The organism is Aliiroseovarius sp., from assembly GCF_965228805.1.
Lineage (GTDB): Bacteria > Pseudomonadota > Alphaproteobacteria > Rhodobacterales > Rhodobacteraceae > JASBTN01.
In genome coordinates this window covers 3,362,141-3,387,593 of the sequence record NZ_CBDDIE010000003.1, presented here as the reverse complement: position 1 = coordinate 3,387,593, position 25,453 = coordinate 3,362,141, and the positions used below count along the sequence as shown (strand labels likewise).

Genomic DNA, 25,453 nt, shown 5'->3' with positions numbered 1-25,453 from the left:
CCATGGCGCTTGAACTCAGGACAGAGCGGCTGGAGATCCGGCCGCTGACCGCCTCGGACGAGGCGGCGGTGGTCGCCCAGCTGGGCGACTACGAGGTCTCGCGTTGGCTGACCGTGGTGCCTTACCCCTATACGCCCAAGGATTTCAGGGACTTCCTGGACTTTCTTGAGGCTGAGCCGCGTGAAGGCCTGGCGATCCATGATGCCGAAGGATTGGTTGGTGTGATCGGCGCCACCGACCGGCTGGGCTACTGGCTGGGGCGGGCGCATCACGGCAAGGGCTACATGAGCGAGGCCGCCCAGGCTGTCGTCGCAGATCATTTTGCCCGGGGCGCAGAAGACATGCACTCGGGTTATTTCGAGGGCAACGGCGCCTCCGCCCGCGTGTTGGAAAAGCTGGGATTTGCGCATACCGGGCAGTCACGTCGCGTGAACTCGGTCGCGCAAGGTGCTGAGGCCACGTTGAAAGCCCTGATCCTGACTCGTGAGGCCTGGGAGGCACGCCATGGACACTGAGCTGCGTACCGACCGGCTGTTGTTGCGCCGCGCGCGTCCCTCGGATCTCGACGCTCTGCACGCCATGGTCAGCGACTATGACGTGGTCAGCCAGACCGCCTCCTGGCCCTGGCCCGCGGATCGCACGTTCACCGCCACACGATGCGAACCGATGGACCCGGCCCGCGGCCTTTCCGGCCCGGTGTTTCTGGGCGAGAAACTGGTCGGCATGATGGGCCTGCATGACGATGGCGAGCTGGGCTACATGTTTGCCCGCGCCCATTGGGGCAAGGGCTTCGCCACCGAAATGGGCCGTGCAGTCATAACCCATGGCTTCGCGAACTACGACTGGCCCGAACTCAAGGCTTGCGTCTTTACCGGCAATCCGGGGTCGGCCCGGGTGCTTGAAAAACTTGGCTTCGTCGAAACCGGCCCATGCGAAGGCGCCTGCAAGGCGCGCGGCGGGGTGTTTCCGACCCGCACTTTCACGCTGAAACGCCCGTGAGGCTTGAGCCTCCGCCCGTTTCCCTCTACGCAGAACCCGAAATCACGCGGTTAATCCGAAGGGCAAAACCATGAAATTCCTCGATCTTGCCAAGGTCTATATTCGCTCCGGCGGCGGTGGCGGCGGCTGCGTGTCCTTCCGGCGCGAGAAATACATCGAATATGGCGGCCCCGACGGCGGCGATGGCGGCAAGGGCGGCTCGGTCATTGCCGAGGCGGTCGAGGGGCTGAACACCCTGATCGACTTCCGCTACCAGCAGCATTTCTTTGCCAAAAGCGGCCAGCCCGGCATGGGCAAGCAGCGCACCGGCGCGGATGGCGCCGATATCATCCTGCGTGTTCCTGCGGGCACCGAAATCCTGGATGAGGACGAAGAAACTGTTCTCGCCGACCTGACTGACGTGGGCGACACCGTGGTGCTTGCCAAGGGCGGCAACGGCGGCTTCGGCAACCTACATTTCAAAAGCTCCACGAACCAGGCCCCGCGCCGCGCCAACCCCGGCCAGCCGGGCATCGAGCGCACGATCTGGCTGCGCCTGAAACTGATCGCCGACGTGGGCCTGCTGGGCCTGCCCAATGCGGGCAAGTCGACCTTTCTTGCCGCGACCTCGAACGCGCGGCCGAAGATCGCCGATTACCCGTTCACCACGCTGCACCCCAACCTGGGCGTGGTTGGCGTGGACCAGGTGGAATTCGTGGTTGCCGACATTCCGGGCCTGATCGAAGGCGCGTCCGAGGGCAGGGGGCTGGGCGACCTGTTCCTGGGCCATGTCGAACGCTGCTCGGTTCTGTTGCACCTGGTGGATGGCACGTCTGAAGACGTGGCGGGCGACTGGCAAACCATCATCACCGAGGTCGAGGCCTATGGCGACATCCTGGGCGACAAGCCCCGCGTGACCGTGCTGAACAAGATCGACGCGCTGGACGAGGAAGAGCTGGCCGAGAAGAAGGCCGAGCTGGAGGCCGTCGCAGGCCCCGTCCTGACAATGTCGGGGGTGGCGCAGCAGGGCACGGTTGACGTGCTGCGCGCGCTGCGCACCGAGATCGACGAGGACAAGCTGCGCCACAAACCCGCCGAGGAACCCGAGACATGGCAGCCCTGAAGGACGCCAAACGCATCGTGGTCAAGATCGGCTCGGCCCTGTTGGTCGATGCCGACACCGGCGCCTTGAAAGGCGACTGGCTGGCCTCGCTGGCCGCGGACGTGGCTGCCTTCAAGGCGAAGGGCGCGGATGTCGTGCTGGTCTCGTCAGGCTCCATCGCGCTGGGGCGCGGTGTTCTGGGCTTGCCCGCCGCCGAACTGCCTCTGGAGCAGAGCCAAGCCGCCGCCGCCGTCGGCCAGATCCGCCTGGCCCGTGCCTATGAGGAGGTGCTGGCGCCTTTGGGGCTGACCACCGCGCAGGTGCTGGTGACACTTGAGGACAGCGCGGATCGCCGCCGCTACCTGAACTCCCGCGCCACGCTGGAGACTCTCCTGGGCCTGGGCGTCGTGCCGATCGTGAATGAAAACGACACCGTGGCGACGGACGAAATCCGCTTCGGCGACAACGACCGCCTGGCTGCGCAGGTTGCGGTGACCATCGGCGCGGACCACCTGGTGCTGCTCTCGGACGTCGACGGGTTCTATTCCGGCAACCCGCGTGTGGACGCCACGGCCCGCCGCTATGACGTGGTCGATGCGATCACGCCCGAGATCGAGGCGATGGCGGGCGACGCGGGCACCGGCCTATCAAAGGGCGGGATGAAGACCAAGGTCATGGCGGCCAAGACCGCCACCGGCGCGGGCTGTGCCATGACGATTACCGAGGGCAGCCGCATGGCGCCGCTCACGGCTCTTCTGAACGGCGAACCCGCCACGCTTTTCACTGCGCGCACCACGCCGAAGGCGGCGCGCAAGCACTGGATTGCCTCGATGAAACCCAAGGGCGACATCGTGGTGGATGCGGGCGCGGCCAAGGCGCTGGCCTCGGGCAAGTCGCTTCTGCCCGCGGGGGTAACCGCCGTCTACGGCGCGTTCGAACGCGGCGATCCGGTGGATATCCACGGCCCCGACGGCACCCACCTGGGTGCAGGGCTTGCGCGCTATACCGGGCAGGAGGCGCGCGCGATTGCGGGCAAACGCTCTGACCAGATCGAACCAACCCTGGGCTATCCGGGCCGCGCCGCCCTGATCCATCGCGACGACATGGCGCTCTAAGGCAATTCCGACTATCTTCGACCCGACAAACACGAAGGCTCCGACATGAAAGATCAAGACAACATCCCCGCCCTGATGGAAGACATCGGCGCGCGTGCGAAAGCGGCCGCGTCGGAGCTGGCTTTTGCCCCGGCAGAGGCGAAACGCGCGGCCCTCGAGGCTGCCGCCGACGCGTGCTGGGCGCGCCGGGCCGAGATTATCGAGGCCAATGGCCGCGACATGGAATTCGGGCGCGACAAGGGGCTGAGCCCGGCGATGATGGATCGTCTGATGCTGGACGAGGACCGCATCCAGGGCATGTGCGAGGGCCTGCGCGCCGTGGCCGCGCAGGACGATCCGGTCGGCGCCGTAATGGAAGAATGGGACATGCCCTCGGGCCTCCACATCCAGCGCGTGCGCACGCCCCTGGGCGTGGTCGGCGTGATCTATGAAAGCCGCCCGAACGTGACGGCCGATGCGGGCGCGCTGTGTCTGAAGGCGGGCAATGCGGTGATCCTGCGCGGCGGATCGGAAAGTTTCCACTCGGCCGGTGTGATCCATGACTGCCTGCAGGACGGTCTGCGCGCCGCCGGTCTGCCCGAGGATGCGATCCAGCGCGTGCCGACCCGCGACCGGGCGGCGGTCAGCGAGATGCTGACCATGACCGACCATATCGACGTCATTGTCCCGCGCGGCGGCAAGGGCCTGGTGGGGCTGGTGCAGCGCGAGGCCCGGGTGCCGGTCTTTGCCCACCTGGAGGGCATCGTGCATGTCTTCATCGACAAGGCAGCGGATCCTGAAAAGACCCACGCGGTGGTGATGAACGCAAAGACCCGGCGCACCGGCATCTGTGGCGCGGCCGAATGCCTGCTGATTCACAAGGATGCAATCGAGCTGGGGCAGGGCGTGTTGAACGCGCTGATGGAGGCCGGGGTTACGGTCCATGCTGGGCCCGGGCTGACCGGCTCCAAGGCGGCCAGCGATGACGACTGGGGCAAGGAGTTCCTGGACAGCATTATCGCCGCGCGTATCGTCGACGATCTGGACGCGGCCATTCATCACATCCAGGAGTTCAGCTCCTCCCACACCGATGCGATCCTGACCGAGGATGACTTCGCCGCCGAACGCTTCTTTGCGCGCCTGGACAGCGCGATCCTGATGCGCAATGCCTCGACCCAGTTTGCCGATGGCGGTGAGTTCGGCATGGGCGCCGAGATCGGCATCGCCACTGGCAAGATGCATGCGCGCGGCCCGGTTGGGGCAACGCAGCTGACCTCGTTCAAATACCTGGTGACCGGGGACGGTACGACCCGCCCGTAAGCAGTCGGCCAACGACAGGGGCGAATCCCCGAGCGGAAAAGGCGCAATTCCGAAGGAAAACCCGCCTGCTGATCAGAACTCGACGCTGATCGAGTGCTCCGACACGGTTAGCCCCAGCTTGCGCCCCTGGCGCGCAAGTTCTGGGCCTACGAGGGCGAAATGTACCTGAGCGGCAGCCAGGTCGACCTCGGCCGCCGGGTTCGAGAGCAGTTCCCAGACCCCGTGTTCGACCTTCAGCCGCTCCGCTTCGCCAGCCACCTTCCAATGGTCGCCGTCAAAGCTGACCTTCACGCGCCCGCCCCAAGGCATGGCGGTTTCGAAACATTGCAGGATCAGGAAGATCACCTTGACCGCGGTGCGCGGCTGATCACCTTCCAAGGCCCAGTCGATCTCGATCTTGCGGCCGTCGGCGCCGGGGGCCAGCACCGTGGCAATCTCCCGCGCGCCGACCATCTGGCCGTCCGCGGCCGCCCCGAAGGCGATGCGGAAAAAGCGGATGCGCATGTTTGCGTTCTCGACACTCTCCGCAATCAGCGCCATTTCCGGCGAATCTGCCAATCCGGACAGTTGCAACAGCTCGACCCCATTGCCGATTGCGCCCAGAGGGCTGATAAGGTCATGGCAGATGCGCGAACCCAGCAGGGCGTTCAGATCGCGGGAAGGTGCGGACATGGGCGGCCTCGTCTTGGAAAGGAGTTTGGGATGAGCGGAATGGGAGCCATTTTGGAGCCGGGCATGTTGGTGCGCCACCCGGACAAGCCCGATTGGGGCCTGGGCCAGGTGCAAAGCAACATTGGCGGCAAGGTCACCGTGAATTTCGAACATGCCGGAAAGCGTGTGATCGAAATCTCCCGGGTCGAGCTCATTCCCGTCTTCGACTCCTGATGCAATTACAATTGGTTGTGGGGGACGCTAGCACAACCATCGGCTGTGTGAAAGCCTGCCGGTTGCAAATCCCCGCGTGCCCCCATAGAACCCCGAAAAGGTTACCGAAAGCTTAAGAAAAATGCCCGCCGTTAACCCTGAATTCGAGCTGCGCCTGGCCCGTGATGAGGCCGATCTGATCGCCGCCCAACACCTACGCTATGACGTCTTCGTGGACGAGCTGGGCGGGGACGGTGCGCTGGTCGATCACGACGCGCGTCTGGAGCGGGATGAGTTCGACCCGTTCTATGACCATCTGGTGCTGTTCGATCGCGCGCGGAACGGCGCGGCCGTGGGCGTCTATCGCCTGTTGCGCGACGATCAGGCGGCGAAGCTTGGGCGGTACTATTCCGAAGGCGAGTATGACCTGACGGCGCTGATGGGCTCGGGCCGCAAGCTGTTGGAACTGGGTCGCTCCTGTCTACACCCGGACTATCGCGGCGGTATGGCGATGATGCATCTGTGGAACGGGTTGGCGGAGTATGTGGCCGAGCACGGAATCGAGGTGCTGTTTGGCGTGGCGAGCTTCCACGGCACCGACATCGAGGCGCTCAAGGGGCCGTTGTCGCTGCTGCATCACCGCCACCTGGCCCCCGAAGCCCTGCGTGCGCGGGTGTTGCCGGAGCATTTCCAGTCCATGGACCTGATGCCAGAGGCCGAAATCGACCGCCCCGCCGCGATGAAGGCGACGCCTGCGCTGATCAAGGCCTACTTGCGTCTGGGCGGTTACGTGGGTGAGGGGGCCTTTGTCGATCATGCCTTCAACACCACCGATGTCTGCCTGATCTTAGACACGGCCGCGATGAGCGAGAAACATCGTGGACTTTACATGAAAGGCACCGGGGCATGAACCAGGTCTGGGGCGAAGGCACGGAATCCGAGCCCGAGCGCATTGGCCCGATGGGCTGGCTGCGCGCGGTGCTGCGCGGGCTGCCGTTGGCGGTGGTCGTGTTCGGCGGGCTGTTGATCCTTCTGACCATTCGCCTGGTCGAAAAGCCGATCTGGGGCGTGAAACGTCCGCTGACGCCGTGGATTACCCAGACAGTCTGTCGCACCGCCTTTGTCATCCTGGGCATTCGCTTTTCCGCCTCCGGCCAGCAGATGCGCAGGATCGGCGCGGTGGTGGCGAACCATTCCAGCTGGATGGACATCTTTGCGCTGAACGCCAAGAAACGCGTCTATTTCGTGTCCAAGGCCGAGGTGGCGAACTGGCCCGGCATCGGCTGGCTGGCCAAGGCGACCGGCACGGTCTTCATCAATCGCGACCGGCGCGAGGCGGCGGCGCAGGTCAAGATGTTCGAGGAGCGCTTGGATGCGGGCCACAAGCTCTTGTTCTTCCCGGAAGGCACCAGCACGGATTCGCGCCGGGTTCTGCCTTTCAAATCAACGCTCTTCGCGGCATTCTTTACGCCACACCTGCGCGAGGTCATGCATGTGCAGCCGGTCACGGTGATCTACCGCGCGCCCGAAGGGGAAGACAGCCGCTTCTATGGCTGGTGGGGCGGTATGGACTTTGGCCCGCACCTGCTGAAAGTGCTGGCGCAGGGCCGCCAGGGTTCGGTCGAGCTGGTCTATCATGAGCCCGTGAAAGTCAGCGAGTTCGACAGCCGCAAGGCGCTGGCCGCCTATTGCGAGACAACCGTGCGCGCGCCGCTGGCGCTGGCGGGGTTGGATTTCGCGCACGAAGAGAGCGCGGCGCAGGGCTGATTCCGGCGCCGCCTGGCCCTTATTCCATTGCCTTGATCAGTTCGCCCAGGGCCGCAGCGGGGTCCTCGGCGCGCCAGATCTCTTCTCCGATGGCGAAGAAGTCGGTCACCGGGGACAGCGCGCGCACGAGCTCCGCGTCCAATGCACCTTCGGCGACCACGGGCACTTCGATCATCTCGGACCACCAGGCGAAGAGGTCGCGTTCGGCACGGGTTCCATCGCCCAGCGGCGTGGCGCCGACCGGGCCGAAGCTCACATAGTCCGCGCCGCCTTCGCCCGCGCTCATGCCGTCGTGGCTGGAGGCATGGCAGAAGGCGCCGATGATCGCGTCCTGTCCCAGGTCCTTGCGCACCTTGCGCATGCGGCGCGCGCCGTCGGACAGGTGCACGCCGTCTAGGCCAAGGCGATCCACCAACATGGCGTGATCGTTGATCACCAGGGCGATATCGCGGGCATGGGCGACCTCGCGGCAGGCATCCGCCGCGCGCGCGATGCGGTCTTCATCCGCGGTGGCCAGGTTCAAGCGCAGGCAGGCGACCTCATGTGCGTCCAACACACGGGCGAGTTGGTCGGGGAAGGTCGACAACTCGAAATCCGGCGGGGTGAGGAGGTAGATCTGCGGCTGCTCGGTCTCGGCCATCGGGGCGTTCCTTCGTCTGCTTTGCCGCGTGCTATAGCGCGTCGTGGTGGGCTTGACTACTTAGAAGGTAAGGAGCCTACAAAATCCATCGCGAGGCGCAGCCATTCCGTGCGGGATGCGTCATCCGCCAGAGCCTCGACCGTGACATCCACCATGCCGCCCATCTTGCGGCCGGTGAAGGTCATCGGCCCGGCGCCCTCGATGGCCAGGGCGGCGGCTTCGTTCTCTTTTCCCACCCGAAACATCGCGCCTGGCCCGATCTTGTCGCCATGCACGCCGCAGAGCATGTTGCCGTTCAGAAGGAAGCAGAGCCCGCCGAACATGCGTTTTTCGGTAATCCCCGGCGTATCGGCCAGCGCGTCGCGCAGGATCTGGGCGAGGCCTTCGTCATGTGGCATGGGGCGGCTCCTTCGGTTGCTTGTTTTCCACCTCTGCCCAGATTAAACCGCGCGGCAACCACCGTGAAAGAGGCCTTGCCATGACTGCTGACAATCAGGGACCGGAACCCGCAATGGTGCTGGTGCGCCCGCAGATGGGCGAGAACATCGGGGCAGCGGCCCGGGCGATGCTGAACTTCGGCATGACGCGCATGCGCATCGTCGCGCCGCGTGATGGCTGGCCGAACCCCTCGGCGGTGGCCATGGCCTCGGGCGCGGGGCGGGTGCTGGATGCGGCGCAGGTGCATGACGACCTCGCCGAGGCGGTTGGGGATTGCGATTTCGTCTTCGCCACCACGGCGCGCGGGCGTGACCTGACCAAGCCGGTTTACAGCCCCGAACGGGCGATGGAGATGGCCGCCGAAATGCGCGCGCAGGGGCGCAAGGTGGCGGTGTTGTTCGGTCCCGAGCGCACTGGGCTCGAGAACGATGAGGTGGCCAAGGCCAACGCGATCATCTCGGTTCCGGTGAACCCGGAGTTCGCCTCGCTGAACCTGGCGCAATGTGTGCTGCTGACCTCTTATGAATGGCGCCGTCAGGCCACCGATGTCACCCATGAGGATGACGGCATGGCCGGGGCCGATTGGGCCAGCGCGATCGAGGTCGAGAAGCTGGCGGATCACTACGAGGCGCGGTTGGATGAGGCCGGGTTCTTCTTTCCGCCGGAAAAGGCGCCGGGCATGAAGGTGACCATGCGCAACATGTGGTCGCGCTTCTCCATGACGCGCCAGGACGTGCAGATCCTGCACGGGGCGCTCAGGCAGCTGTTGCGCAGTAAATCCTGACGGAGTGCGCGTTCCGCGCACGCTTTATGTCTCGCGGGGCCAGGCGGCCCCGCTCGGGCGTGACGCCTATTTCACGCGGGCGCTCGTGACCCAGATGCAGGCGAGCACCAGCGAGAAGACCGCGTTGAAATTCGCCATGGTCAGGTCGAGGATCTCCAGCGGAATCCAGTCGGACAGGCGCCACGGGATCTCGTCGCACATGACGACCGGTGTGGACAGGATGCTGTCCAACAGGTCCGTGGCAGACCCGCCCAGGTCCCCGCCGCCGGTGCAGGAGCTGGGGCCGGGCCACCATTTGCGTTCCACCCCGGAATGATAGCCCCCCAGACCCGCCGAGATCACCATGCCAAGCGCGCCCACCCAGCACAGCAGCCGGTTCTGCGTTGCCAGCGCGGCCAGGCCCAACACCGCGATGATGCCATGCGGCCAGCGCTGCCAGAAACACATGGCGCAGGGGGCATAGCCTGCGAATTGGAACAGGAAGGCTCCGCCCAGCAGGGCCGCGGAGCTGAAGGAGGCAAAGAGGATCAGGTGTGCACGGGACAGGGTCATGGTCTTACAGGAATTTCAGCACGTAGAAGCCGCCCAACAGAAGGGCGACGAAGAGGGTGAACATCAGCCCAAGGCGGTTTTCGATGAACTCGCGGATGGGGGCGCCGAACTTCCACAGAAGACCGGCGACGATGAAGAAGCGCAGGCCTCGGGCAATGACGCTGGCCACCATGAAGACGGCGAAGTTCAGGCCCGTGGAGCCCGACAGGATGGTGATGACCTTGTAGGGGAAGGGTGTCACACCGGCAATCAGCACCGCCCAGGCGCCGTAATCGTTGTAGGTGGTGGCGAATTCCTCGAACTTGCCGGTCTTGCCGTAAAATTCGAGCACCGGAAGGCCCACGGTCTCGTAAAGTCCCCAGCCGATGAAATACCCGAAGGCGCCGCCCAGCACGGAAGATACCAGCGCGATACCTGCGATCAGGAAGGCGCGGTGCGGCATGGCGATGATCATCGGGATCATCAGGATGTCGGGCGGGATCGGAAAGACCGAGCTTTCGGCGAAGGCCACCAGCGCCAACGCCCACAGCGCATAGGGGCTTTCGGCCAGGGACAGGGTCCAGTCGTAAAGGCGTTTCAACATAAGCTCGATGTCCTCACTTGCCGTTGTCAGACCACGGGCGCGCGGGCGGGTCAAGCACCTGTTGCTTGCTGGGCGGGCGCTTGGCAGTAAACTGGATGTGATCGTTGGGGAGTGGGTGATACGACGCGCCCCATCACAAACGGAGCGATTTGGGTATTGATTGTAGCCGTGTCACATCGGGCGGCGGCGTCCAGGGCGATTTCCGTGCAGGTCGAGCTGCGGGCGGCCGTTGGCGCCTCATGTCTGCTGCCATCAGGGGCGCGATTCGGCGCATTGGAAGCGGGTCACGGTGACGCGGCCTCGGCCATGACGAGGCAAGACAGAGGTGACGCGCGTTCGCAAAACATCGGATGCAGCCCCACGCAACATAGCTTGACCTGTAGCGCTGTGGGCAAGAGACTGCGTTGCTTTGCAAGGGGTTATCGGTCCAAACTGGTTTAGACCTGCGCCACATATGGCAGGGAACCTTCTTTTCAGTGAAGGAAATTGAGGATATTAACGTGTTAAATAGCTTGACAGGTCGGTTCGAATGCTGAACCGTTGCACATGAAACAACTTCTTGCAGCCGGGTGCGTAGGCCTGAGTTGCGTCAAAACCGACCGAGCGGTCGAATTTGTCTTGCGACAAGGCGCATAGCCTGTTCTTATGTGAGGAGGGGGGATTTGAATTTCGCATTCGGTCCCCGTGGAGGATAGCTTGAAACGACGTTTCGTATTTTGGGAGGAGAACGAAATGAAAATGACCCTCAACTCCGTGCTGGCCGGTGCCGTGGCCCTTGGCCTGTCGGCAACCGCCGGTTTCGCGCAGGACGTCACCCTGCGCTGTCAGCACTTCCTGTCGCCGAAAGGCTCGGTCCCGCGCTATTTCATGGAGCCCTGGGCACGCAAGATCGAGGAAGAGTCGAACGGCCGCATCAAGGTCGAACTCTACCCGGCGATGCAGCTGGGCGGCAAGCCGCCGGCGCTTTATGACCAGATCCGTGATGGCGTGATCGACTGCGGCTGGGCGCTGCCGGCCTATACCCCGGGTCGTTTCCCGGAATCGGAAGCCTTCGAACTGCCCTTCATGACCTCGATGAGCGCCGAAGCCTCGTCGCGGGCCGCCTGGGAGTTTTCGGAGAAATACCTGATGGAACGCATGGGTGACGTGCACCTGATGGCCGTGCATGTGCATGGTCCGGGCGTCATTCACACCAAGGGCGACCCACTGAAATCGACCGCCGATTTCTCGGGCCTGAAACTGCGCGGACCCTCGCGCCAGGCCAATGCCCTGTTGGAGACCTTGGGCGCGACCCCGGTCGGCATGCCGGTTCCGGCCTTCCCCGAAGCCCTGTCCAAGGGTGTCGTGGACGGTGGCGTGATCCCGTGGGAAATCGTTCCGCCGCTGAAGGTGCATGAACTGGCTGACAGCCACACCCAGATCGGTGGTGATCGCGCGCTTTACAACACCTTCTTCATCTGGGCGATGAACAAGAACACCTACAACAGCCTGCCCGACGACCTGAAGGCGATCATCGACGCCAACTCGGGCGCCGACACCTCGGCCTGGGCCGGTGCGGCGATGGATCAGGGTGATGCGGCCGGTGAAGAGCTGGTCGGTGGCACCGACAACATGATCCATACCCTGGACGACGGCGTCGTGGCCGAGCTGCGCGCCATCGGTGATGCGCAGACCGCCGCCTGGATCGAGGAAGTGACCTCGAAAGGCCTGGACGGCGCCGGCATGGTGGCCCTGGCCCAGGAGTTGGTCGCCAAGTATTCGGACAACTGATCCGACGGACATGAATGCTCCGGGCTGCGCCTGCCGTGGCCCGGAGTTTCTACACCCGGCTCCTGCTTGGACCTGCCGGGTGCGCAATTCAACGGGAGTGGGGACAGACCCGTGGCAGCAATCGCACCAAATGCAGAGGCCCGCGTGGGCCGTATCTTCGAGCGCATCGCGCGCTGGCTAGCCTACTTCGGAGGCACCATCCTGGCCGCGGTGGCCGGGGTCACGGTGGCCTCGATCATCGGCCGCGCGCTTCTGAGCTTCGGCCTGGGCCCGATCAAGGGCGACTTCGAGATTGTCGAGATGGGCTGCGCCGTCGCCGTGTTTTCCTTCCTGCCCTATACGCAGCTGAAACGCGGTCATGTGACGGTGGACCTGTTCATCGACCGCCTGCCGGATCGCGCCAAGGCCTTTCTGGGCTTCATCGGCGACGTCATGCTGACGCTGGCGGCCTACGTGATCCTGTGGCGCCTGTGGCTGGGCTTTGGCGAGAAGTTCCCCTATGGCTCGGACGCCTTCCGGGGTGCCCTGGGCATGGGCTACAAACCCTTCTTTGCCGAAACGACCTATGAGCTCGAACTGCCCATCTGGATTCCCTACGCGCTGTCGCTGATCGGCGCATTCTTCTTCTTCGTCGTGGCGGTCTACACCGTCTGGCGCTCGCTCAACTGGGTCCTGAAGGGCCGGGAGGAACACGTATGACCGGCCTCGAAATTGCAATGATCGCCTTCGGGCTGATGCTGCTGGCGATCTTTTTGCGCCTGCCCATCGGCCTGGCGATGGGGCTGACCGGCTTCTTCGGTGTCTGGTACGTGATGGGCACGCCGAACGCGCCGCTGGCCCAGCTGAAAACGCTGAGCTACGACACTTTCTCCAGCTACTCGCTGTCGATCGTGCCGCTGTTCCTGCTGATGGGGCAGTTCGCGACGAAATCCGGCATGTCCGGTGCGCTGTTCGAGGCGGCCTCGGACTGGCTCGGTCACCGCAAGGGTGGGGTGGCCATGGCCGCCGTCGGCGCCTGTGCTGGTTTCGGCGCGGTCTGTGGCTCGTCGCTGGCGACCGCCTCGACGATGGGGCAGGTGGCCCTGCCGGAAATGCGCAAGCGCGGCTATTCCGATGACCTGTCAACCGGCGTTCTGGCCGCGGGCGGCACGCTGGGCATCCTGATCCCGCCCTCGATCATCCTGGTGATCTACGCCATCCTGACGGAACAGAACATCGTCAAGATGTTCATCGCCGCTCTGGTGCCGGGTATTCTGGCGGCGCTCGGCTACATGCTGACCGTCGCGGTCTATGTGCGCTGGAAGCCGGGTTCGGCCACGACCGCCGAGCGTGTGCCCTACGGCCACCGGTTCATGACGCTGCTGAAGATCTGGCCCGTGGTGGTGATCTTCGGTCTGGTCATGGGCGGCATCGCGGCCGACTGGAACTGGGTCAAGCCTGGCGTACAAGCGCTGTTCACCCCGACCGAGGGTGCCGCCGTGGGGGCTGTTGCCACCGGCTTTTATGGCATCATGACCGGCGGTCTGACCTTCAAGACCTTCATGGACAGCGTGTTGAAAGCGGCGCAGTCAACGGCGATGATCTTCTTCATCGTGCTGGGCGCGCAGATGTTCAACAGCTTCCTGGCCTTTACCCAGGCGCCGCAGAACCTGGCCGCCTGGGTCGGCAACTCGGGCCTGGCGCCGCTGGTGGTGCTGACCGTCATGCTGATCGCCTACCTGATCTTTGGCTGTGTCATGGACAGCCTGTCGATGATCCTGCTGACCATCCCGATCTTCTATCCGATCGTCGAGACGCTGGATTTCGGCCTGACCCCGGAAGAGGCGGGCATCTGGTTCGGCATCCTCGCCCTGATCGTGGTCGAGGTCGGGCTGATCACGCCGCCGGTGGGCATGAACCTGTTCATCATCAACTCGATGGCGCGCGACATTCCGATGATCGCCACCTACCGCGGCGTTGCCCCCTTTGTCCTGTCGGACCTGGTGCGGGTGGTGATCCTGGTGGCCTTCCCGGGCATTACACTCTGGCTGGTCGGTGTGATGTTTTAGCGTCGGTTCATCCAGGGAACGACACGTGGAAACGGGCCGGATCAACCGGCCCGTTTTCTTTTGCGCATTCGCGTTGACGCCGCCCGGCAGCTTGCCTATTGAAAGGGCAGGCCCAAGTGGCGGAATGGTAGACGCAGGGGATTCAAAATCCCCCGATGGCAACATCGTGTGGGTTCGAGTCCCACCTTGGGCACCACCGCAAATCCCGATAGCTTCCGACACCCAGTTCAGCGGGGCGAGCCGGTGCGTGTTCCGCACGGTTGTCCCCGGCGTGGAAACATCGCCCGGCAGGTCCTTGTCTGGACGCTCACACTAAACTCGAAGACCTGCGGGATTTCGAAGGGGTTTAGGAAAATTGAGCTGGAATGATTCGCAGTTCCTTAACCCTGATCGTTTCCGAAACGGGCGAAGATGGCGCGGATTTGGGCGGATTGGGCGGTTTGGGCGAACGTTGCGGCCGGATCGGGAGGGGGAAAATCGCCCTAGGTTAACCCCTTGACGTTAAGGAATGCACTGCCGGGACTGTTTACCTGCGGGAAACGCCCAGGATTTTATCACCCGGTCAGAGAACCCTGCGCCACAAGGCGGAACTGCTTGTAAACATGGAAATGGTGAAATGTATTGTTGGGAGGGTCTGCATCCTCCGGTTGCAAATCCCTATCGCCCCGGAAACAATGTCTTTGCATCCTGCAACCTCTTGCACGAATTTTCCCTGTCGCATTAACCATTTGCGACGCAAGTTTGCCCCAATCTCTGCACATTTTCCTTTTTGCACACGTTCATTACGGGTAATTTGATCTTGCCCAACTGGGGGGCGATGTCTGTAGGCCACGGGGGCGGCCGCACGATGAACCTATGGTGTTTTCCACCGAGGGGAGACGTGTGTCCGTTGGTGTTTTGGCGAATGGGCGCACGTGGAGTGCGAAAGGGATGAGACCGGACGGGATGCCGGTGTCTCTCATTACGCGTTTCCGGGGGTTTTGACCCCATCTCCTCTCAAGAAAGGCACAGTTCGGTGATGTCGATGCGGCCAACGTCCGTGGCCAGCATCGTCCGTCACAGGGTAACCGGTAACGACACGACCTGAGAGGGGAAGTGAATGGACAAGGGATGGTTCAAAGTCGACACAGCACGTTTGCGTGCCGTGACGATGTCTCCCGTACCGGTTCAAGTAATCCGCGCCACCACGTGCACGGAGCATTCCGGGTCGCGCCTGCGTCGGCCCGGTTCGGAATGTTCATAGGAGACGGTCATGCCTATTTATACGGTCGATTTCGAGAACCTCGCCGCTGGCGACATCGTAAACAACCAATATGAAGGGCAGGGCGTTACCATTTCGTCCAGCTCCAACAACCCGGCGATGGTGTTCGATACGGACAACCCGACCGGTGGAGATTACGACCTCGCCACAAACAACCTGGGCAATGTGCTGATCGTGTCCGAGGATGGCGACAGCTCCGACCCCGATGACAATGCGGGCGGCGGCTCCATCTGCTTCACCTTCGACGAACCTACTGATGTCAAGAATCTGACCGTCCTTGACAACGAGGAAGGTGGCTTCGTCAAATTCTGGGATGTGGATGGCAACTACCTGGGCAAGGTCTACCTGCCCACGACCGGCAACAACGGCCAGGCGCTGGCCGAGCTGAACTGCGATAATGTCGGCTACATGCAGGTGACCCTGTGCGGCTCCGGCGCGATCGACAACATCACCTATGACAGCCCGATCCTGGCCGAGCCGGAAGGCGACGGCTATGTCGAGGGCACCGCGGGCGATGACCTGATCGACGCCTCCTATACCGGTGACCCCGAAGGCGACATGATCGACAACAACGATGCGATCCTGCCCGGCGAAGGGCCGCAGGACGACATCGTGCTGGCGGGCGCCGGCGATGACACCGTGATCGCGGGTGAGGGCGATGACGACGTCTACGCCGGGTCGGGCGACGATACCGTCGACGGCGGCGAAGGCAACGATACGATCTACGGCGACGGCAATCTGGGCAGCCAGACCGATCTGGTGCGCGAGAAATTCGAATGGGACGAGGCCCCGGGCTACGCCGACGAGGCAGATGCCGGCGGCTTTACCCAGGACACCGGCAATGTCGAGGTAACCTTCTCGATCGTCGATACGAATGAAAGCCCCGAGGTCGAGTTCGAGGATGCCTCGGGCAACATTGACGGGATCGACACCGGCGATCTGGGCGGGGCGGACAAGAACTCCGGCCTGGGCCTGGAAAGCAACAGCAAGGATGAGGGCGCGACCGTTGCGCTGGATTTCTCGGATGCGGTGCAGAATGTCGACTTCAACATCAACGACATCGACTATGACAGCGAAATCTGGGTGAAAGCCTATGATGCGGATGGTAACGAGATTACCGTGAACCTGTCCGGTGGCTCGAAGGTCACTGTGACCGGCAACCATGCGGAATCGAACGGCGGCGACGGTCAGCCCAGCTCGGACGACTACTCCGTGCAGGTTTCGATCCCCGGCCCGGTGGCGCGGATCGAGATCATCCACAACCAGGATGGCAGCGATGGCAGCCATGTTCAGGTGACCGATGTCTATTTCGACGCCATTGTCGAGGTCGTGGACGACGGTCCGGCCGGCAATGACACCCTGATGGGTGGCGAAGGCAATGACACGATCTATGGCGACACCGGTAATGGCTCCGGTGGCGGGTCCGGCGGCGGCAGCGCCGAAGGCCAGGCCAAGGCGCAGATCGTGATCGACAGCCAGGCGGGCCTGTATGACGGTGCTCTTTTGGTCGAGATCACCGACGGCACCACCGGCGAGGTCCGGGTCGAGACCCTGACGAACTCCTACGACAGCAACATCGGCGCGGTCTATGATGTGAACCTGAACGAAGGCGACACCATCCGTGTGGGCATTACCAGCCCGGAAGGCACTTTCTATTCCGACAGCGAAAACGCCAAGGCGAATGTGCTGACGTCGGACTCCACGCAGCTGAGCTTCGAGGACACCGCCGGGCTGGGGGACGCGGATTTCAAGGACGTGGTCGTGACCGTGAACCTGACCGGGGATGTGGAACTGGGCCTGCCCGGTGGTGGCAGCGCCTCGGGTACGCCGTTGAGCACGGGGCATGATGTGATCTCGGGCGGGGAAGGCGACGACACCATCTATGGTGAGGTCGGCAATGACACGCTGTCGGGCGACGGTGGCACCAACTACCTGTCCGGTGGCACCGGCGATGACACCTTCATTGGTGGCGATGGCGCGGATACGTTCAAGGGCGGCGCTGGCCAGGACAACTTGGACTATTCGGGCTCTGACGCGGCGGTGAACGTGGACTTGTCCACCAGCACCCTGTCGGGTGGGGACGCAGACAATGACACGATCCAGCAGGGCATCGACGGTGTCATCGGCTCGGAATATGACGACGTTCTGACCGGCTTCGATCAGCAGGGCACCAACCCGGCCGACACGTTCACCAATGAGTTCTGGGGCAACGGCGGCAACGACACGATCTCGGGCAAGGACGGCGATGACTTCATCGACGGCGGCGCCGATGATGACACGATCACCGGCGGCGGCGGGGCGGACACCCTGCTGGGCGGCGACGACCGTGACACGTTCATCGGTGGCACCGCGGGCGACTTTGTCGATGGCGGCGAAGGCGGCAATGACTGGGACGTGCTGGACCTGTCGGGCGAGGGCCCGCTGAGCGTCGAATATGACCCGGGCAACCCGGAGAACGGCACCGTCACCTTCTATGACGGCGACGGCAATGTCACCGGCACGATGGAGTTCGTGAACATCGAACGCGTGATCCTGCCGCCGGAGGACCCGGACGCCCAGGACGACACGGCCGAGACCGACGAGGATACCCCGGTCGATATCGATGTGCTGGCCAATGACAGCGATCCGAATGGTGATCCGCTGGAAGTGACCAGCGCCACCGCCGACAATGGCGATGTGACCATCAACCCCGATGGCACGATCACCTATACGCCGGACGAGAACTTCAACGGCACCGACACGATCACCTACGAGATCTCGGACGGCAATGGCGGCACCGATACGGCCACCGTGACTGTCACCGTGAACCCGGTGAACGATGATCCGGAGGCCAATGACGACACGGCCACCACGCCTTTCAACACTGCGGTGACCATTCCGGTTCTGGACAATGACACCGACGTGGATGGCGATCCGCTGGAGGTGATCGGCGCAAGCTCGCCCAATGGCGACGTGACCATCAATCCCGACGGCACGATCACATTCGACCCGACCCCGGGTTTCGAAGGCACCGCAATCATCACCTACGAAGTGTCCGACGGCAACGGCGGCACGGATACGGCCGAGGTCGAGGTCACGGTCGAGGAACAGCCGCTCGACGGGATCGTCGAGGGCACCGGCGGTGACGATCTGATCGACCTGGATTATACCGGCGACCCCGAAGGGGACATGGTCGACAACAACGACGAGATCCTGCCGGGCGAAGGCCCCAACGACGACATCATCGAAGCCTATGAAGGCGACGACACCGTCTTTGCCGGTGAAGGCAATGACGAGATCGACGGTGGCGAAGGTGACGATACGCTCCACGGCGAAGACGGCGATGACGAGATCATCGGCGGCGACGGTTCGGACACCGTGTTCGGCGGCGAGGGCAATGACATCATCGACACCTCGGGTTCGGACCCGCGCACCGATTATGGCTGGCCGGGGGTGATCCCGCCGGATGCGGATCCGTTTGACGACCGTGACACCGTGCATGGTGGGGCCGGCGATGACACCATCACCACCGGCGACGACCAGGATATCATCACCGGCGGCACCGGCGAGGATACGATCGACGGCGGTCTGGATGACGACACCATCGACGGCGGCGCGGATGATGACTTCATTATCGGTGGCCATGGTTCGGATACGATCCAGGGTGGTGACGGCAATGACGAGATCTGGGGTGGCCTGGGTGCCGGCACCGATCCGTTCAACGCGCCCGACGTGGATCAGCCCGGCGACAGCTTCCCGATTGACGATCCGGTGCCGAACAACGGCATCGACGTGATCCACGGCGGCGCTGGCAACGACACGATCTATGGTCAGGACGATGCCGACCAGCTCTTCGGCGACGAAGGCCAGGACTATATCGACGGCGGGATCGACAATGACGAGATCCACGGTGGCGATGATGCCGACACCCTGCTGGGGGGCCAGGGCGACGATACGATCTTCGGCGATGACGGCGCGGACACCATTGATGGCGGCACCGGCGACGACGTGGTCGATGGCGGTCGCGGCTCGGACATCATCTTCGGTGGCGAAGGCGATGACGTGCTGGACGGCGGCACCGGCGGCGACTTCATCGACGGCGGGGCTGGCGATGATACCGTGATTGGCACCACCGGCCGCGATGAGCTGCACGGTGGCGACGATAACGATACCATCACCGGTGGCCTGGGCGAGGATGAGATCTCGGGCGACGCGGGTGATGACGTGATCGACGCGGGCGGTGACGACGACGTGGTCGATGGCGGCGCGGGCAATGACCAGATCACTGGTGGCCTGGGCAATGACGACCTGTCGGGCGGCGATGATCGCGACACCTTTACCGGTCTGAACGCGGGCGACACCGTGGATGGTGGTGCCGGTGGTGACGACTGGGATGTTCTGGACCTGACCGGCTCGGCCCCCTCGGGCGGCAGCCTGAAGGTCACGATCACCGGGCCGGACAGCAACGGCAATGGCTCGGACGGCTATGTCACCTACTTCGACAGCGCTGGCAATGTGACCGGCACGCTGCAGTTCGAAGAGATCGAAGAGATCGTGCCCTGCTTTACTCCGGGCACCCTGATCGCCACGCCGAAGGGCGAGCGTCGGGTCGAGGAACTGCAGGAAGGCGACCGGGTCATTACTCGTGACAACGGCATCCAGGAGATCCGTTGGGTCGGCCACAAGCCGATGGACTGGCGCCAGCTGGAGGCCAACAAGCACCTGAAACCGGTGCTGATCCAGGCCGGTTCCCTGGGCAATGGCCTGCCGGAACGCGACATGCTGGTCAGCCCGAACCACCGGGTGCTGGTGGCCAATGATCGTACCGCTCTGTACTTCGAAGAGCGTGAGGTCCTGGTCAGCGCCAAGCATCTTGTGGACAACAAGGGTGTGCACCGGGTGGATACGATGGGCACGACCTATATCCACTTCATGTTCGACCATCACGAGGTGGTGCTGTCGGATGGCGCCTGGACCGAAAGCTTCCAGCCTGGCGACTATTCGCTGAAGGGCGTGGGCAATGCGCAGCGCACCGAGATCTTCGAGCTCTTCCCCGAACTGGAAACCAGCCAGGGGATCGAGGATTACACCGCCGCGCGCCGCACCCTGAAGGCGCATGAAGCGAAGATGCTCATCAAGTAATGCAGCGGGTCCGCCGGGAAACCGGCGGACCACGTCCCGTGTCGGGGGAGGGGCTGCCCCCGTCCTGGGCCACCGGGTCGCTAATGCGGGTCGGGCGCTGTTGGCGTGTCGACCCGAGTGTTTCGGTACTGTGAACAATCCCGCAGATCTCTGCGGGATTGTTTTCGTTGTGGGGTGTCGTTCCCCGGCCAGAGCGCGAACAGTTTACCCAACGTTAATCGCTACGGCGAATTTTCGGCGAATTCTCTGCTTTGCAGATGCAGAATTCCCGTTTCGGGCGTGAAGAATTCACAGTTTGGGCATGATTGGCCGTTAGCCTGGTGTCGAGGCTCGCGCAACAGGGCCAAGGTAAGTGTTGGGGCTGAGTATGTTGAACCTTCGCGACAATTGGGCGGAGCTGGACGCTGAACTCGATTTCTCGGGTGAACTGTCCTGCACCCGCGTGACACCCAGATACCGTGGCTGTGCTTTCGCGCCGTCGGGCCTGTCTCCGGATGCGATGATCCTGACCGAACAGGGTGAACGCCGGGCGCGTGATCTTGTGGCGGGTGATCTTGTTCAGACCCGTGACAATGGGCTGCAACCGGTGCTCTGGGCCGGGCGATCGCGTGATCCCCATGATGGACCCGCGCCGATACGGTTCAAGGCGCGCGGACAGGGCGAGGGTTCGATGCTGCTGGCGCCGGGTCACCTGGCCCTGCTGGACCACGCCAAGGCGGAGTATCTGTTCGGCGTGAACGAGGTTCTGGCCCATGCCCACGACCTGCTGGACCTTTCAGGGGTGAGCCCCGCGCCGCGCTCCGCACCGGCTTGGGTGCACCTGCTGTTGCCTTCACACGAACTGATCCGCGCCGCCGGAATCTGGGTCGAAAGCCTTGCGCCCGACATGCGGCAGATGGAGTGTTCGCACCCAGATCTTGCCGAAGACATCTACGCCGCCGTGCCGCGTCTGCGCTATGCTCAGGGTCGCGCGGCCTATCAGTTGCCGCGTGTCGTCATTGATCACAAGGAACTGTCGCTGCTTCTGTCGCTCTGAGCGGCGCGCCAGGCGGCCCAGGCCTCCGGTGTGTCCAGATCGGTTACGGCGTTCTGGCCGGGCAGGGGCACCAAGCTTACCTCCTCGCCTTTCAACACCTGCCGCGCGCCCTCGTCACCGGGCACATTCTTCAACGTGTCGAACAGGCGGCGGGGCAGCAGGACCGGGTGGCCGGGCCTCCCGTCTGCCGTGGCGCCGCGTCGAGGTGTGCCGTCAAATCCGGTCAAAACAGCGCCCAGATCGTGTGAGGTCAAGTCCGGCATATCCGCCAGCAGGACCAATACTCCGATGACGTCTCGGGGTAGGGCGGCAATGCCCGCTGAAAGAGAGGCGCCCATGGGGCCTTGCGCCACCTCGATCACGGTGACATCCAGCCCCTCAAGTGCTGCACGGCGGTCGGTATCGCCATGGGGCAGGGTGACGAAGACCGGCGCCGCGGTCTTCAAGGCGGCCAGCGCGCGGTCCCGGATCAGGGGCCGCCCGCGCACCGGTTCCAAAAGCTTGTCCCGTCCACCCATGCGGCGGGACGCGCCCGCCGCAAGGATCAGGATGGGGACGAGGGCGCCCATTACCGTTCAGGCACCAGCCCGCGGGGGCTGAACCTGAGCACCAGCAGCAGCACGATGCCCATGGTGAACAGACGCATGTGGGCTGCCGAGTTGATCAGGTGGGTCTTCAGGTCGCCATCGGCCATGCCGGAGGTGATTACCCCCATCAGCCAGTTGCCGATCGGCTCCACCTGGATCCACAGGAACCAGATCAGGAAACCACCCAGGATGGCGCCGAAGTTGTTGCCCGACCCCCCGACGATCACCATGACCCAGATGAGGAAGGTAAAGCGCAGGGGGTTGTAGGTGCCCGGCGTCAGCTGCCCGTCCAGCGTGGTCATCATCGCGCCTGCCATGCCACAGACGGCCGAGCCCAGGATGAAGATCTGCAGGTGGCGCTTGGTCACGTCCTTGCCCATCGCCTCGGCCGCGACCTCATTGTCGCGAATGGCGCGCATCATGCGGCCCCAGGGCGAGTTCAACGCGGCCTGGCTCATGATCAGAAGCAGCACCAGCACCAGGGTGAACAGGAGGCCGTAGTTCAGTTTTACCGCGATGGTCGAGGCGGTGGTCGTATCCAGCCCCCAGCTTGCAGCGCGTTCGGTAAAGCTTGCCGAGTTCTGCAGGTCGACCTCATAGGGCACCGGACGGGGCAGGCCGATCACGTTCTTCACGCCGCGCGACAGCCAGTCCTCGTTCTTCAGGACCGCGATGATGATCTCGGAAATGCCCAGTGTGGCAATCGCCAGGTAGTCCGAGCGCAGCCCGAGCGCGGTCTTGCCGACGACCCAGGCGGCGCCTGCGGCCAGCAACGCGCCCACCGGCCAGGCCAGCACGGCCATGTAACCATGGGCGCGGTAACCTTCCGGCCCGCCCGGGTTCAGACCGCCCAGGTAACCGGTCAGCGCCGGGTTGATCGCCTCAATCGCGGCGACGCCGCCGTCAAAGACGAAGCGGTAGAGGAAGAAGCCGCCGATCAGCACTGCCAGCGTCGCCAGCGCGCGCATGCGCCCCTTGGCCATGTTTTTCTGGACAAGGATGGCGGCAACGATGGTGGCCGCGCCCAGCAAAAGCCCCGCGATGACGCGAAAGCCCCCAGCGCTCCAGGCGCCCGGCGTCGCGGGCATGGAGATCACGACAGTGGCCAGGCCACCCAGCGCGACGAAGCCCATGATCCCAACGTTGAACAGGCCCGCGTAGCCCCATTGCAGGTTGACCCCCAGCGCCATGATCGCCGAGATCAGCGCCATGTTGAGGATGGTCAGCGAGCTGTTCCAGCTGCCCGAAAAAATCCACGCGTTGGTCGTGCCTTCGAGGATGAAGAGCGCCGCGACGGCGGCGAACAGAAGCGGTGTGCGAAGGGTCTGGCTCATACCGATTGCCCCTTGAAAAGCCCGGTGGGCTTGAACAGCAGAACGACGATCAGAATGACGAAGCTGACCGCGAATTTGTAGTCGGTGGACAGAAGCTGCACCAGGCCGGAGGGCTCAAGCGCCTCGGGCACCAGATAGGTGGCGACCTTCTTCCAGGCATAGGTGATGGTGACCTCGCTAAATGCGATCACGAAACCGCCCGCGATGGCCCCCAGCGGGTTGCCGAGCCCCCCGACAATGGCGGAGGCGAAGATCGGCAGAAGCAGCTGGAAATAGGTGAACGGCTTGAAGCTCTTGTCGAGCCCGTAGAGCACACCGGCAATGGTCACCAGACCCGCCACGATGATCCAGGTCACCATGACCACACGTTCCGGGTTGATGCCCGACAGCAGCGCCAGATCTTCGTTGTCTGAAAAGGCGCGCATCGACTTGCCGGTGCGGGTCTTGTTCAGGAACCAGAACAGAGCGGCCACGACCACGATAGCGGTGATGATGGTGATCCCTTGCGAGGTGCGGAAGGCCAGCCCTTCGTTCAAGCCGGACCAGTTCTTGAAATCCCGCGCCTTGATGATGAAACGCGCGCCGTCGCCGAAACGCTGTTCACCCGGGCCGATGATGAAACGCACGACACCGTTCATGATGAACATTACGCCCAGCGAGGCCATGACATAGACGATCGGCTTGGCCTTCACCCGCCGGTAGAAGCGATAGACCACCCGGTCCGTCGCCAACATCATCAGCGCGGTGGCGCCGATGCCGAAGGGCAGGGCCAGCAGCGCCGTGGGCAGCGGACCCAGGCTCAAGCCCATGCCTTGGAACCACCAGGTGAACAGGATCGTCACCATGGCGCCAAAGGCCATGCTGTCGCCGTGGGCGAAGTTCGAAAAGCGCAGGATGCCATAGATCAGTGTGACGCCCAGGGCGCCCAGGGCGAGCTGCGAGCCGTAGCTGATCGCGGGGATCAGCACGAAGTTCGACAGCGCGACAATGGCGTTCAGAAGGTCCATCATTCAACCTCTTTGCAAGTGCCAAGCAGCAGGGTGCGCAAGGGCGGCTCTAGCAGCCGCATCATCGCGCGCCCATCGTCATGCACGGTCAGAAACCGTGCGTTTTGCGGGTCCGAGAATTCGATCTGGGTGACGATGGCGTCGCCCGAGGTCTCGGTATTGCCCATCGCGGGGTGGTCGGTGTCACCACGTGTGACCTGACCGATGAAGCCGGGCGTGGCGCCGGTCGGGGTCAGGTGCAGGCGGGCGGTCTCGTCGTGAAAGACACAACGCCCCTCGATGCAGCGGAATTGAAAGTCGCAGCCCAGCTCCATCGCGCCGGGCAGGGCGGCGGCGGGGCTGGCAATCAGCGATATCAGAGCGGCGCGGATCATTCGCAGGCCCCCACGATCTTGTCCTGCCGTCCGTCGGCTTGCAGACGGGTCATCGCAACCTCGCCCCCCTCGCTGCCCGAGGCCAGCGCCATCAACAGCAGGTCCGTGCCATCCATCCCGTTCGCCATCACCGTACCGGACGGGGTCACGTCATAGGTAAAGCGCAGGGGCGCATCGGGCTGGGCGTTCCAGGTCAGTAAGGCCGAGCCATCCTCGAGCACCGCCAACCGCCCGCGCAGCGCTTCGACCACGGTGCAGCCGTCTTTATTGCAGATCTGCTCGAAGGAACAGGCGAATTGTGCCTCAAGACTTTCCGCATAAACGGGCAGGGCAAGCAGGGCCAAGGGGAGGGCAAAGCGCATCATTCGACCACCTCGCAGGTGCCGACGCTCATTGTTGCACTCACGGGCTCCACGCCCAGTCGAGACACGGCCAGTGCGCCACCGGTAGCAGCAAAGCTTATCATCCGCATGGCGTTGCCCTCTCCGGCCATCCAGGCGATGGCCTCTTTCGAGGGACTGACAACAGCAGTGAAATCCAACGCGCCATCCGGGCCGATCCAGAGACCACTTGCCCTGGGATACTCGTCGTACGCAGTGGTTTCGACGATCATGATGATCTCGGCCTGCTGCGACGTGTCAGTGCAGATTGTGTCATGACAGCTTCGCACCAGCTCGCATGAAAGCACAAAACCACCCTCCTGTGCGCGGGCTTCGGCGCGGGCCTCTTCCAGCACATCCAGCGCAAACGCAGGCGTGGCGGCCAAAAGAAGAGGTAGGGAAAAACGCAACAC

The 25,453-nt window shown here is 63.6% G+C and carries 25 protein-coding genes and 1 tRNA gene; 15 read left to right on the top strand and 11 right to left on the bottom strand.

Features of this window, described 5'->3' with window-relative positions; genetic code table 11:
• The first annotated feature begins 2 nt into the window (after positions 1-2).
• From ACO07D_RS17810 to ACO07D_RS17790, 5 genes are all read left to right on the top strand, one after another.
• Entirely contained in the window at positions 3-515 is a 513-nt protein-coding gene (locus ACO07D_RS17810) for a GNAT family N-acetyltransferase (protein WP_421704274.1), read from the top strand.
• The gene (locus tag ACO07D_RS17805) at positions 505-999 is read left to right on the top strand and encodes a GNAT family N-acetyltransferase (protein ID WP_421704273.1); all 495 of its coding nucleotides are present in this window, start codon (positions 505-507) and stop codon (positions 997-999) included. Before ACO07D_RS17810 ends, ACO07D_RS17805 begins: the two co-directional genes overlap by 11 nt.
• A gap of 70 nt (positions 1,000-1,069) precedes the next feature.
• Positions 1,070-2,101, top strand: coding sequence for a GTPase ObgE (gene obgE, locus ACO07D_RS17800; RefSeq protein WP_421704272.1), 1,032 nt, complete (start codon positions 1,070-1,072; stop codon positions 2,099-2,101).
• A complete protein-coding gene (proB, locus tag ACO07D_RS17795; RefSeq protein WP_421704271.1) occupies positions 2,089-3,195 on the top strand; it encodes a glutamate 5-kinase in 1,107 nt (368 codons plus the stop codon). The genes obgE and proB overlap by 13 nt, the downstream gene beginning before the upstream one ends.
• A gap of 45 nt (positions 3,196-3,240) precedes the next feature.
• Positions 3,241-4,494: a glutamate-5-semialdehyde dehydrogenase gene (locus ACO07D_RS17790; RefSeq protein WP_421704270.1), complete on the top strand. Its 1,254-nt coding sequence runs from the start codon at positions 3,241-3,243 to the stop codon at positions 4,492-4,494.
• A 72-nt stretch (positions 4,495-4,566) separates the two neighbouring features.
• Here the strand turns inward: ACO07D_RS17790 and ACO07D_RS17785 are convergent, their stop codons facing one another.
• The gene (locus ACO07D_RS17785; RefSeq protein ID WP_421704269.1) at positions 4,567-5,166 is read right to left on the bottom strand and encodes a histidine phosphotransferase family protein; all 600 of its coding nucleotides are present in this window, start codon (positions 5,164-5,166) and stop codon (positions 4,567-4,569) included.
• Between the two features lie 30 nt (positions 5,167-5,196).
• Here ACO07D_RS17785 and ACO07D_RS17780 point away from each other — a divergent pair, with 30 nt between their 5' ends.
• The 3 genes from ACO07D_RS17780 to ACO07D_RS17770 all read left to right on the top strand — a co-directional run bounded on the left by ACO07D_RS17780 (position 5,197) and on the right by ACO07D_RS17770 (position 7,125).
• Positions 5,197-5,379 (top strand): DUF3553 domain-containing protein, encoded by a 183-nt coding sequence (locus ACO07D_RS17780; protein ID WP_421704268.1) that lies wholly within the window; start codon positions 5,197-5,199, stop codon positions 5,377-5,379.
• A 121-nt stretch (positions 5,380-5,500) separates the two neighbouring features.
• Positions 5,501-6,268, top strand: a complete 768-nt coding sequence (locus tag ACO07D_RS17775) for a GNAT family N-acetyltransferase (protein ID WP_421704267.1) — start codon at positions 5,501-5,503, stop codon at positions 6,266-6,268.
• Positions 6,265-7,125, top strand: a complete 861-nt coding sequence (locus tag ACO07D_RS17770) for a lysophospholipid acyltransferase family protein (protein ID WP_421704266.1) — start codon at positions 6,265-6,267, stop codon at positions 7,123-7,125. The genes ACO07D_RS17775 and ACO07D_RS17770 overlap by 4 nt, the downstream gene beginning before the upstream one ends.
• Before the next feature lie 19 nt (positions 7,126-7,144).
• Here the strand turns inward: ACO07D_RS17770 and ACO07D_RS17765 are convergent, their stop codons facing one another.
• Entirely contained in the window at positions 7,145-7,765 is a 621-nt protein-coding gene (locus ACO07D_RS17765; RefSeq protein ID WP_421704265.1) for a thiamine phosphate synthase, read from the bottom strand.
• Between the two features lie 56 nt (positions 7,766-7,821).
• Positions 7,822-8,163 (bottom strand): TfoX/Sxy family protein, encoded by a 342-nt coding sequence (locus tag ACO07D_RS17760; protein WP_421704264.1) that lies wholly within the window; start codon positions 8,161-8,163, stop codon positions 7,822-7,824.
• An 80-nt stretch (positions 8,164-8,243) separates the two neighbouring features.
• Between ACO07D_RS17760 and ACO07D_RS17755 the strand changes: the two genes are divergently transcribed.
• Complete coding sequence (locus tag ACO07D_RS17755) at positions 8,244-8,987, top strand: RNA methyltransferase (RefSeq protein WP_421704263.1); 744 nt, start codon at positions 8,244-8,246, stop codon at positions 8,985-8,987.
• A 66-nt stretch (positions 8,988-9,053) separates the two neighbouring features.
• On the opposite strand, the gene ACO07D_RS17750 is transcribed toward ACO07D_RS17755, so the two are convergent.
• Positions 9,054-9,539, bottom strand: coding sequence for a disulfide bond formation protein B (locus tag ACO07D_RS17750; RefSeq protein ID WP_421704262.1), 486 nt, complete (start codon positions 9,537-9,539; stop codon positions 9,054-9,056).
• Between the two features lie 4 nt (positions 9,540-9,543).
• Positions 9,544-10,122: a YqaA family protein gene (locus tag ACO07D_RS17745; RefSeq protein WP_421704261.1), complete on the bottom strand. Its 579-nt coding sequence runs from the start codon at positions 10,120-10,122 to the stop codon at positions 9,544-9,546.
• 732 nt (positions 10,123-10,854) lie between these two features.
• Here ACO07D_RS17745 and ACO07D_RS17740 point away from each other — a divergent pair.
• From ACO07D_RS17740 to ACO07D_RS17715, 6 genes are all read left to right on the top strand, one after another.
• Positions 10,855-11,892: a TRAP transporter substrate-binding protein gene (locus ACO07D_RS17740; protein WP_421704260.1), complete on the top strand. Its 1,038-nt coding sequence runs from the start codon at positions 10,855-10,857 to the stop codon at positions 11,890-11,892.
• Positions 11,893-12,003: 111 nt separating this feature from the next.
• Positions 12,004-12,591 (top strand): TRAP transporter small permease, encoded by a 588-nt coding sequence (locus tag ACO07D_RS17735; RefSeq protein WP_421704259.1) that lies wholly within the window; start codon positions 12,004-12,006, stop codon positions 12,589-12,591.
• On the top strand, positions 12,588-13,940 hold the full coding sequence (locus ACO07D_RS17730; protein ID WP_421704258.1) for a TRAP transporter large permease: 1,353 nt from the start codon (positions 12,588-12,590) through the stop codon (positions 13,938-13,940). The genes ACO07D_RS17735 and ACO07D_RS17730 overlap by 4 nt, the downstream gene beginning before the upstream one ends.
• Positions 13,941-14,050: 110 nt before the next feature.
• Positions 14,051-14,136 (top strand) — tRNA-Leu (locus ACO07D_RS17725).
• 1,056 nt (positions 14,137-15,192) lie between these two features.
• Complete coding sequence (locus tag ACO07D_RS17720; protein ID WP_421704257.1) at positions 15,193-20,322, top strand: Hint domain-containing protein; 5,130 nt, start codon at positions 15,193-15,195, stop codon at positions 20,320-20,322.
• A 367-nt stretch (positions 20,323-20,689) separates the two neighbouring features.
• Positions 20,690-21,358 (top strand): Hint domain-containing protein, encoded by a 669-nt coding sequence (locus ACO07D_RS17715; protein ID WP_421704256.1) that lies wholly within the window; start codon positions 20,690-20,692, stop codon positions 21,356-21,358.
• Here the strand turns inward: ACO07D_RS17715 and ACO07D_RS17710 are convergent.
• From ACO07D_RS17710 to ACO07D_RS17685, 6 genes are read right to left on the bottom strand one after another with little or no spacing between them, the layout of a single operon-like run.
• Positions 21,325-21,927 (bottom strand): nucleotidyltransferase family protein, encoded by a 603-nt coding sequence (locus ACO07D_RS17710; protein ID WP_421704255.1) that lies wholly within the window; start codon positions 21,925-21,927, stop codon positions 21,325-21,327. The two genes, ACO07D_RS17715 and ACO07D_RS17710, sit on opposite strands and share 34 nt — an antisense overlap.
• The gene (locus tag ACO07D_RS17705; protein ID WP_421704254.1) at positions 21,927-23,279 is read right to left on the bottom strand and encodes a branched-chain amino acid ABC transporter permease; all 1,353 of its coding nucleotides are present in this window, start codon (positions 23,277-23,279) and stop codon (positions 21,927-21,929) included. The genes ACO07D_RS17710 and ACO07D_RS17705 overlap by 1 nt, the downstream gene beginning before the upstream one ends.
• On the bottom strand, positions 23,276-24,286 hold the full coding sequence (locus ACO07D_RS17700; RefSeq protein WP_421705065.1) for a branched-chain amino acid ABC transporter permease: 1,011 nt from the start codon (positions 24,284-24,286) through the stop codon (positions 23,276-23,278). Before ACO07D_RS17700 ends, ACO07D_RS17705 begins: the two co-directional genes overlap by 4 nt.
• On the bottom strand, positions 24,286-24,660 hold the full coding sequence (locus ACO07D_RS17695) for a hypothetical protein (protein WP_421704253.1): 375 nt from the start codon (positions 24,658-24,660) through the stop codon (positions 24,286-24,288). The genes ACO07D_RS17700 and ACO07D_RS17695 overlap by 1 nt, the downstream gene beginning before the upstream one ends.
• Complete coding sequence (locus ACO07D_RS17690) at positions 24,657-25,022, bottom strand: hypothetical protein (protein ID WP_421704252.1); 366 nt, start codon at positions 25,020-25,022, stop codon at positions 24,657-24,659. Before ACO07D_RS17690 ends, ACO07D_RS17695 begins: the two co-directional genes overlap by 4 nt.
• Entirely contained in the window at positions 25,022-25,453 is a 432-nt protein-coding gene (locus ACO07D_RS17685; protein WP_421704251.1) for a hypothetical protein, read from the bottom strand. Before ACO07D_RS17685 ends, ACO07D_RS17690 begins: the two co-directional genes overlap by 1 nt.

Coding starts and splice junctions, on each gene's coding strand:
- ACO07D_RS17790 (WP_421704270.1), top strand. CDS start 3,241: ATGAAAGATCAAGACAACATCCCCGCCCTGATGGAAGACATCGGCGCG.
- ACO07D_RS17715 (WP_421704256.1), top strand. CDS start 20,690: ATGTTGAACCTTCGCGACAATTGGGCGGAGCTGGACGCTGAACTCGAT.
- ACO07D_RS17780 (WP_421704268.1), top strand. CDS start 5,197: ATGAGCGGAATGGGAGCCATTTTGGAGCCGGGCATGTTGGTGCGCCAC.
- ACO07D_RS17745 (WP_421704261.1), bottom strand. CDS start 10,122: ATGTTGAAACGCCTTTACGACTGGACCCTGTCCCTGGCCGAAAGCCCC.
- ACO07D_RS17765 (WP_421704265.1), bottom strand. CDS start 7,765: ATGGCCGAGACCGAGCAGCCGCAGATCTACCTCCTCACCCCGCCGGAT.
- ACO07D_RS17760 (WP_421704264.1), bottom strand. CDS start 8,163: ATGCCACATGACGAAGGCCTCGCCCAGATCCTGCGCGACGCGCTGGCC.
- ACO07D_RS17785 (WP_421704269.1), bottom strand. CDS start 5,166: ATGTCCGCACCTTCCCGCGATCTGAACGCCCTGCTGGGTTCGCGCATC.
- ACO07D_RS17695 (WP_421704253.1), bottom strand. CDS start 24,660: ATGATCCGCGCCGCTCTGATATCGCTGATTGCCAGCCCCGCCGCCGCC.
- ACO07D_RS17750 (WP_421704262.1), bottom strand. CDS start 9,539: ATGACCCTGTCCCGTGCACACCTGATCCTCTTTGCCTCCTTCAGCTCC.
- ACO07D_RS17740 (WP_421704260.1), top strand. CDS start 10,855: ATGAAAATGACCCTCAACTCCGTGCTGGCCGGTGCCGTGGCCCTTGGC.
- ACO07D_RS17705 (WP_421704254.1), bottom strand. CDS start 23,279: ATGAGCCAGACCCTTCGCACACCGCTTCTGTTCGCCGCCGTCGCGGCG.
- ACO07D_RS17690 (WP_421704252.1), bottom strand. CDS start 25,022: ATGCGCTTTGCCCTCCCCTTGGCCCTGCTTGCCCTGCCCGTTTATGCG.
- obgE (WP_421704272.1), top strand. CDS start 1,070: ATGAAATTCCTCGATCTTGCCAAGGTCTATATTCGCTCCGGCGGCGGT.
- proB (WP_421704271.1), top strand. CDS start 2,089: ATGGCAGCCCTGAAGGACGCCAAACGCATCGTGGTCAAGATCGGCTCG.
- ACO07D_RS17775 (WP_421704267.1), top strand. CDS start 5,501: ATGCCCGCCGTTAACCCTGAATTCGAGCTGCGCCTGGCCCGTGATGAG.
- ACO07D_RS17720 (WP_421704257.1), top strand. CDS start 15,193: ATGCCTATTTATACGGTCGATTTCGAGAACCTCGCCGCTGGCGACATC.
- ACO07D_RS17755 (WP_421704263.1), top strand. CDS start 8,244: ATGACTGCTGACAATCAGGGACCGGAACCCGCAATGGTGCTGGTGCGC.
- ACO07D_RS17810 (WP_421704274.1), top strand. CDS start 3: ATGGCGCTTGAACTCAGGACAGAGCGGCTGGAGATCCGGCCGCTGACC.
- ACO07D_RS17710 (WP_421704255.1), bottom strand. CDS start 21,927: ATGGGCGCCCTCGTCCCCATCCTGATCCTTGCGGCGGGCGCGTCCCGC.
- ACO07D_RS17700 (WP_421705065.1), bottom strand. CDS start 24,286: ATGGACCTTCTGAACGCCATTGTCGCGCTGTCGAACTTCGTGCTGATC.
- ACO07D_RS17730 (WP_421704258.1), top strand. CDS start 12,588: ATGACCGGCCTCGAAATTGCAATGATCGCCTTCGGGCTGATGCTGCTG.
- ACO07D_RS17770 (WP_421704266.1), top strand. CDS start 6,265: ATGAACCAGGTCTGGGGCGAAGGCACGGAATCCGAGCCCGAGCGCATT.
- ACO07D_RS17805 (WP_421704273.1), top strand. CDS start 505: ATGGACACTGAGCTGCGTACCGACCGGCTGTTGTTGCGCCGCGCGCGT.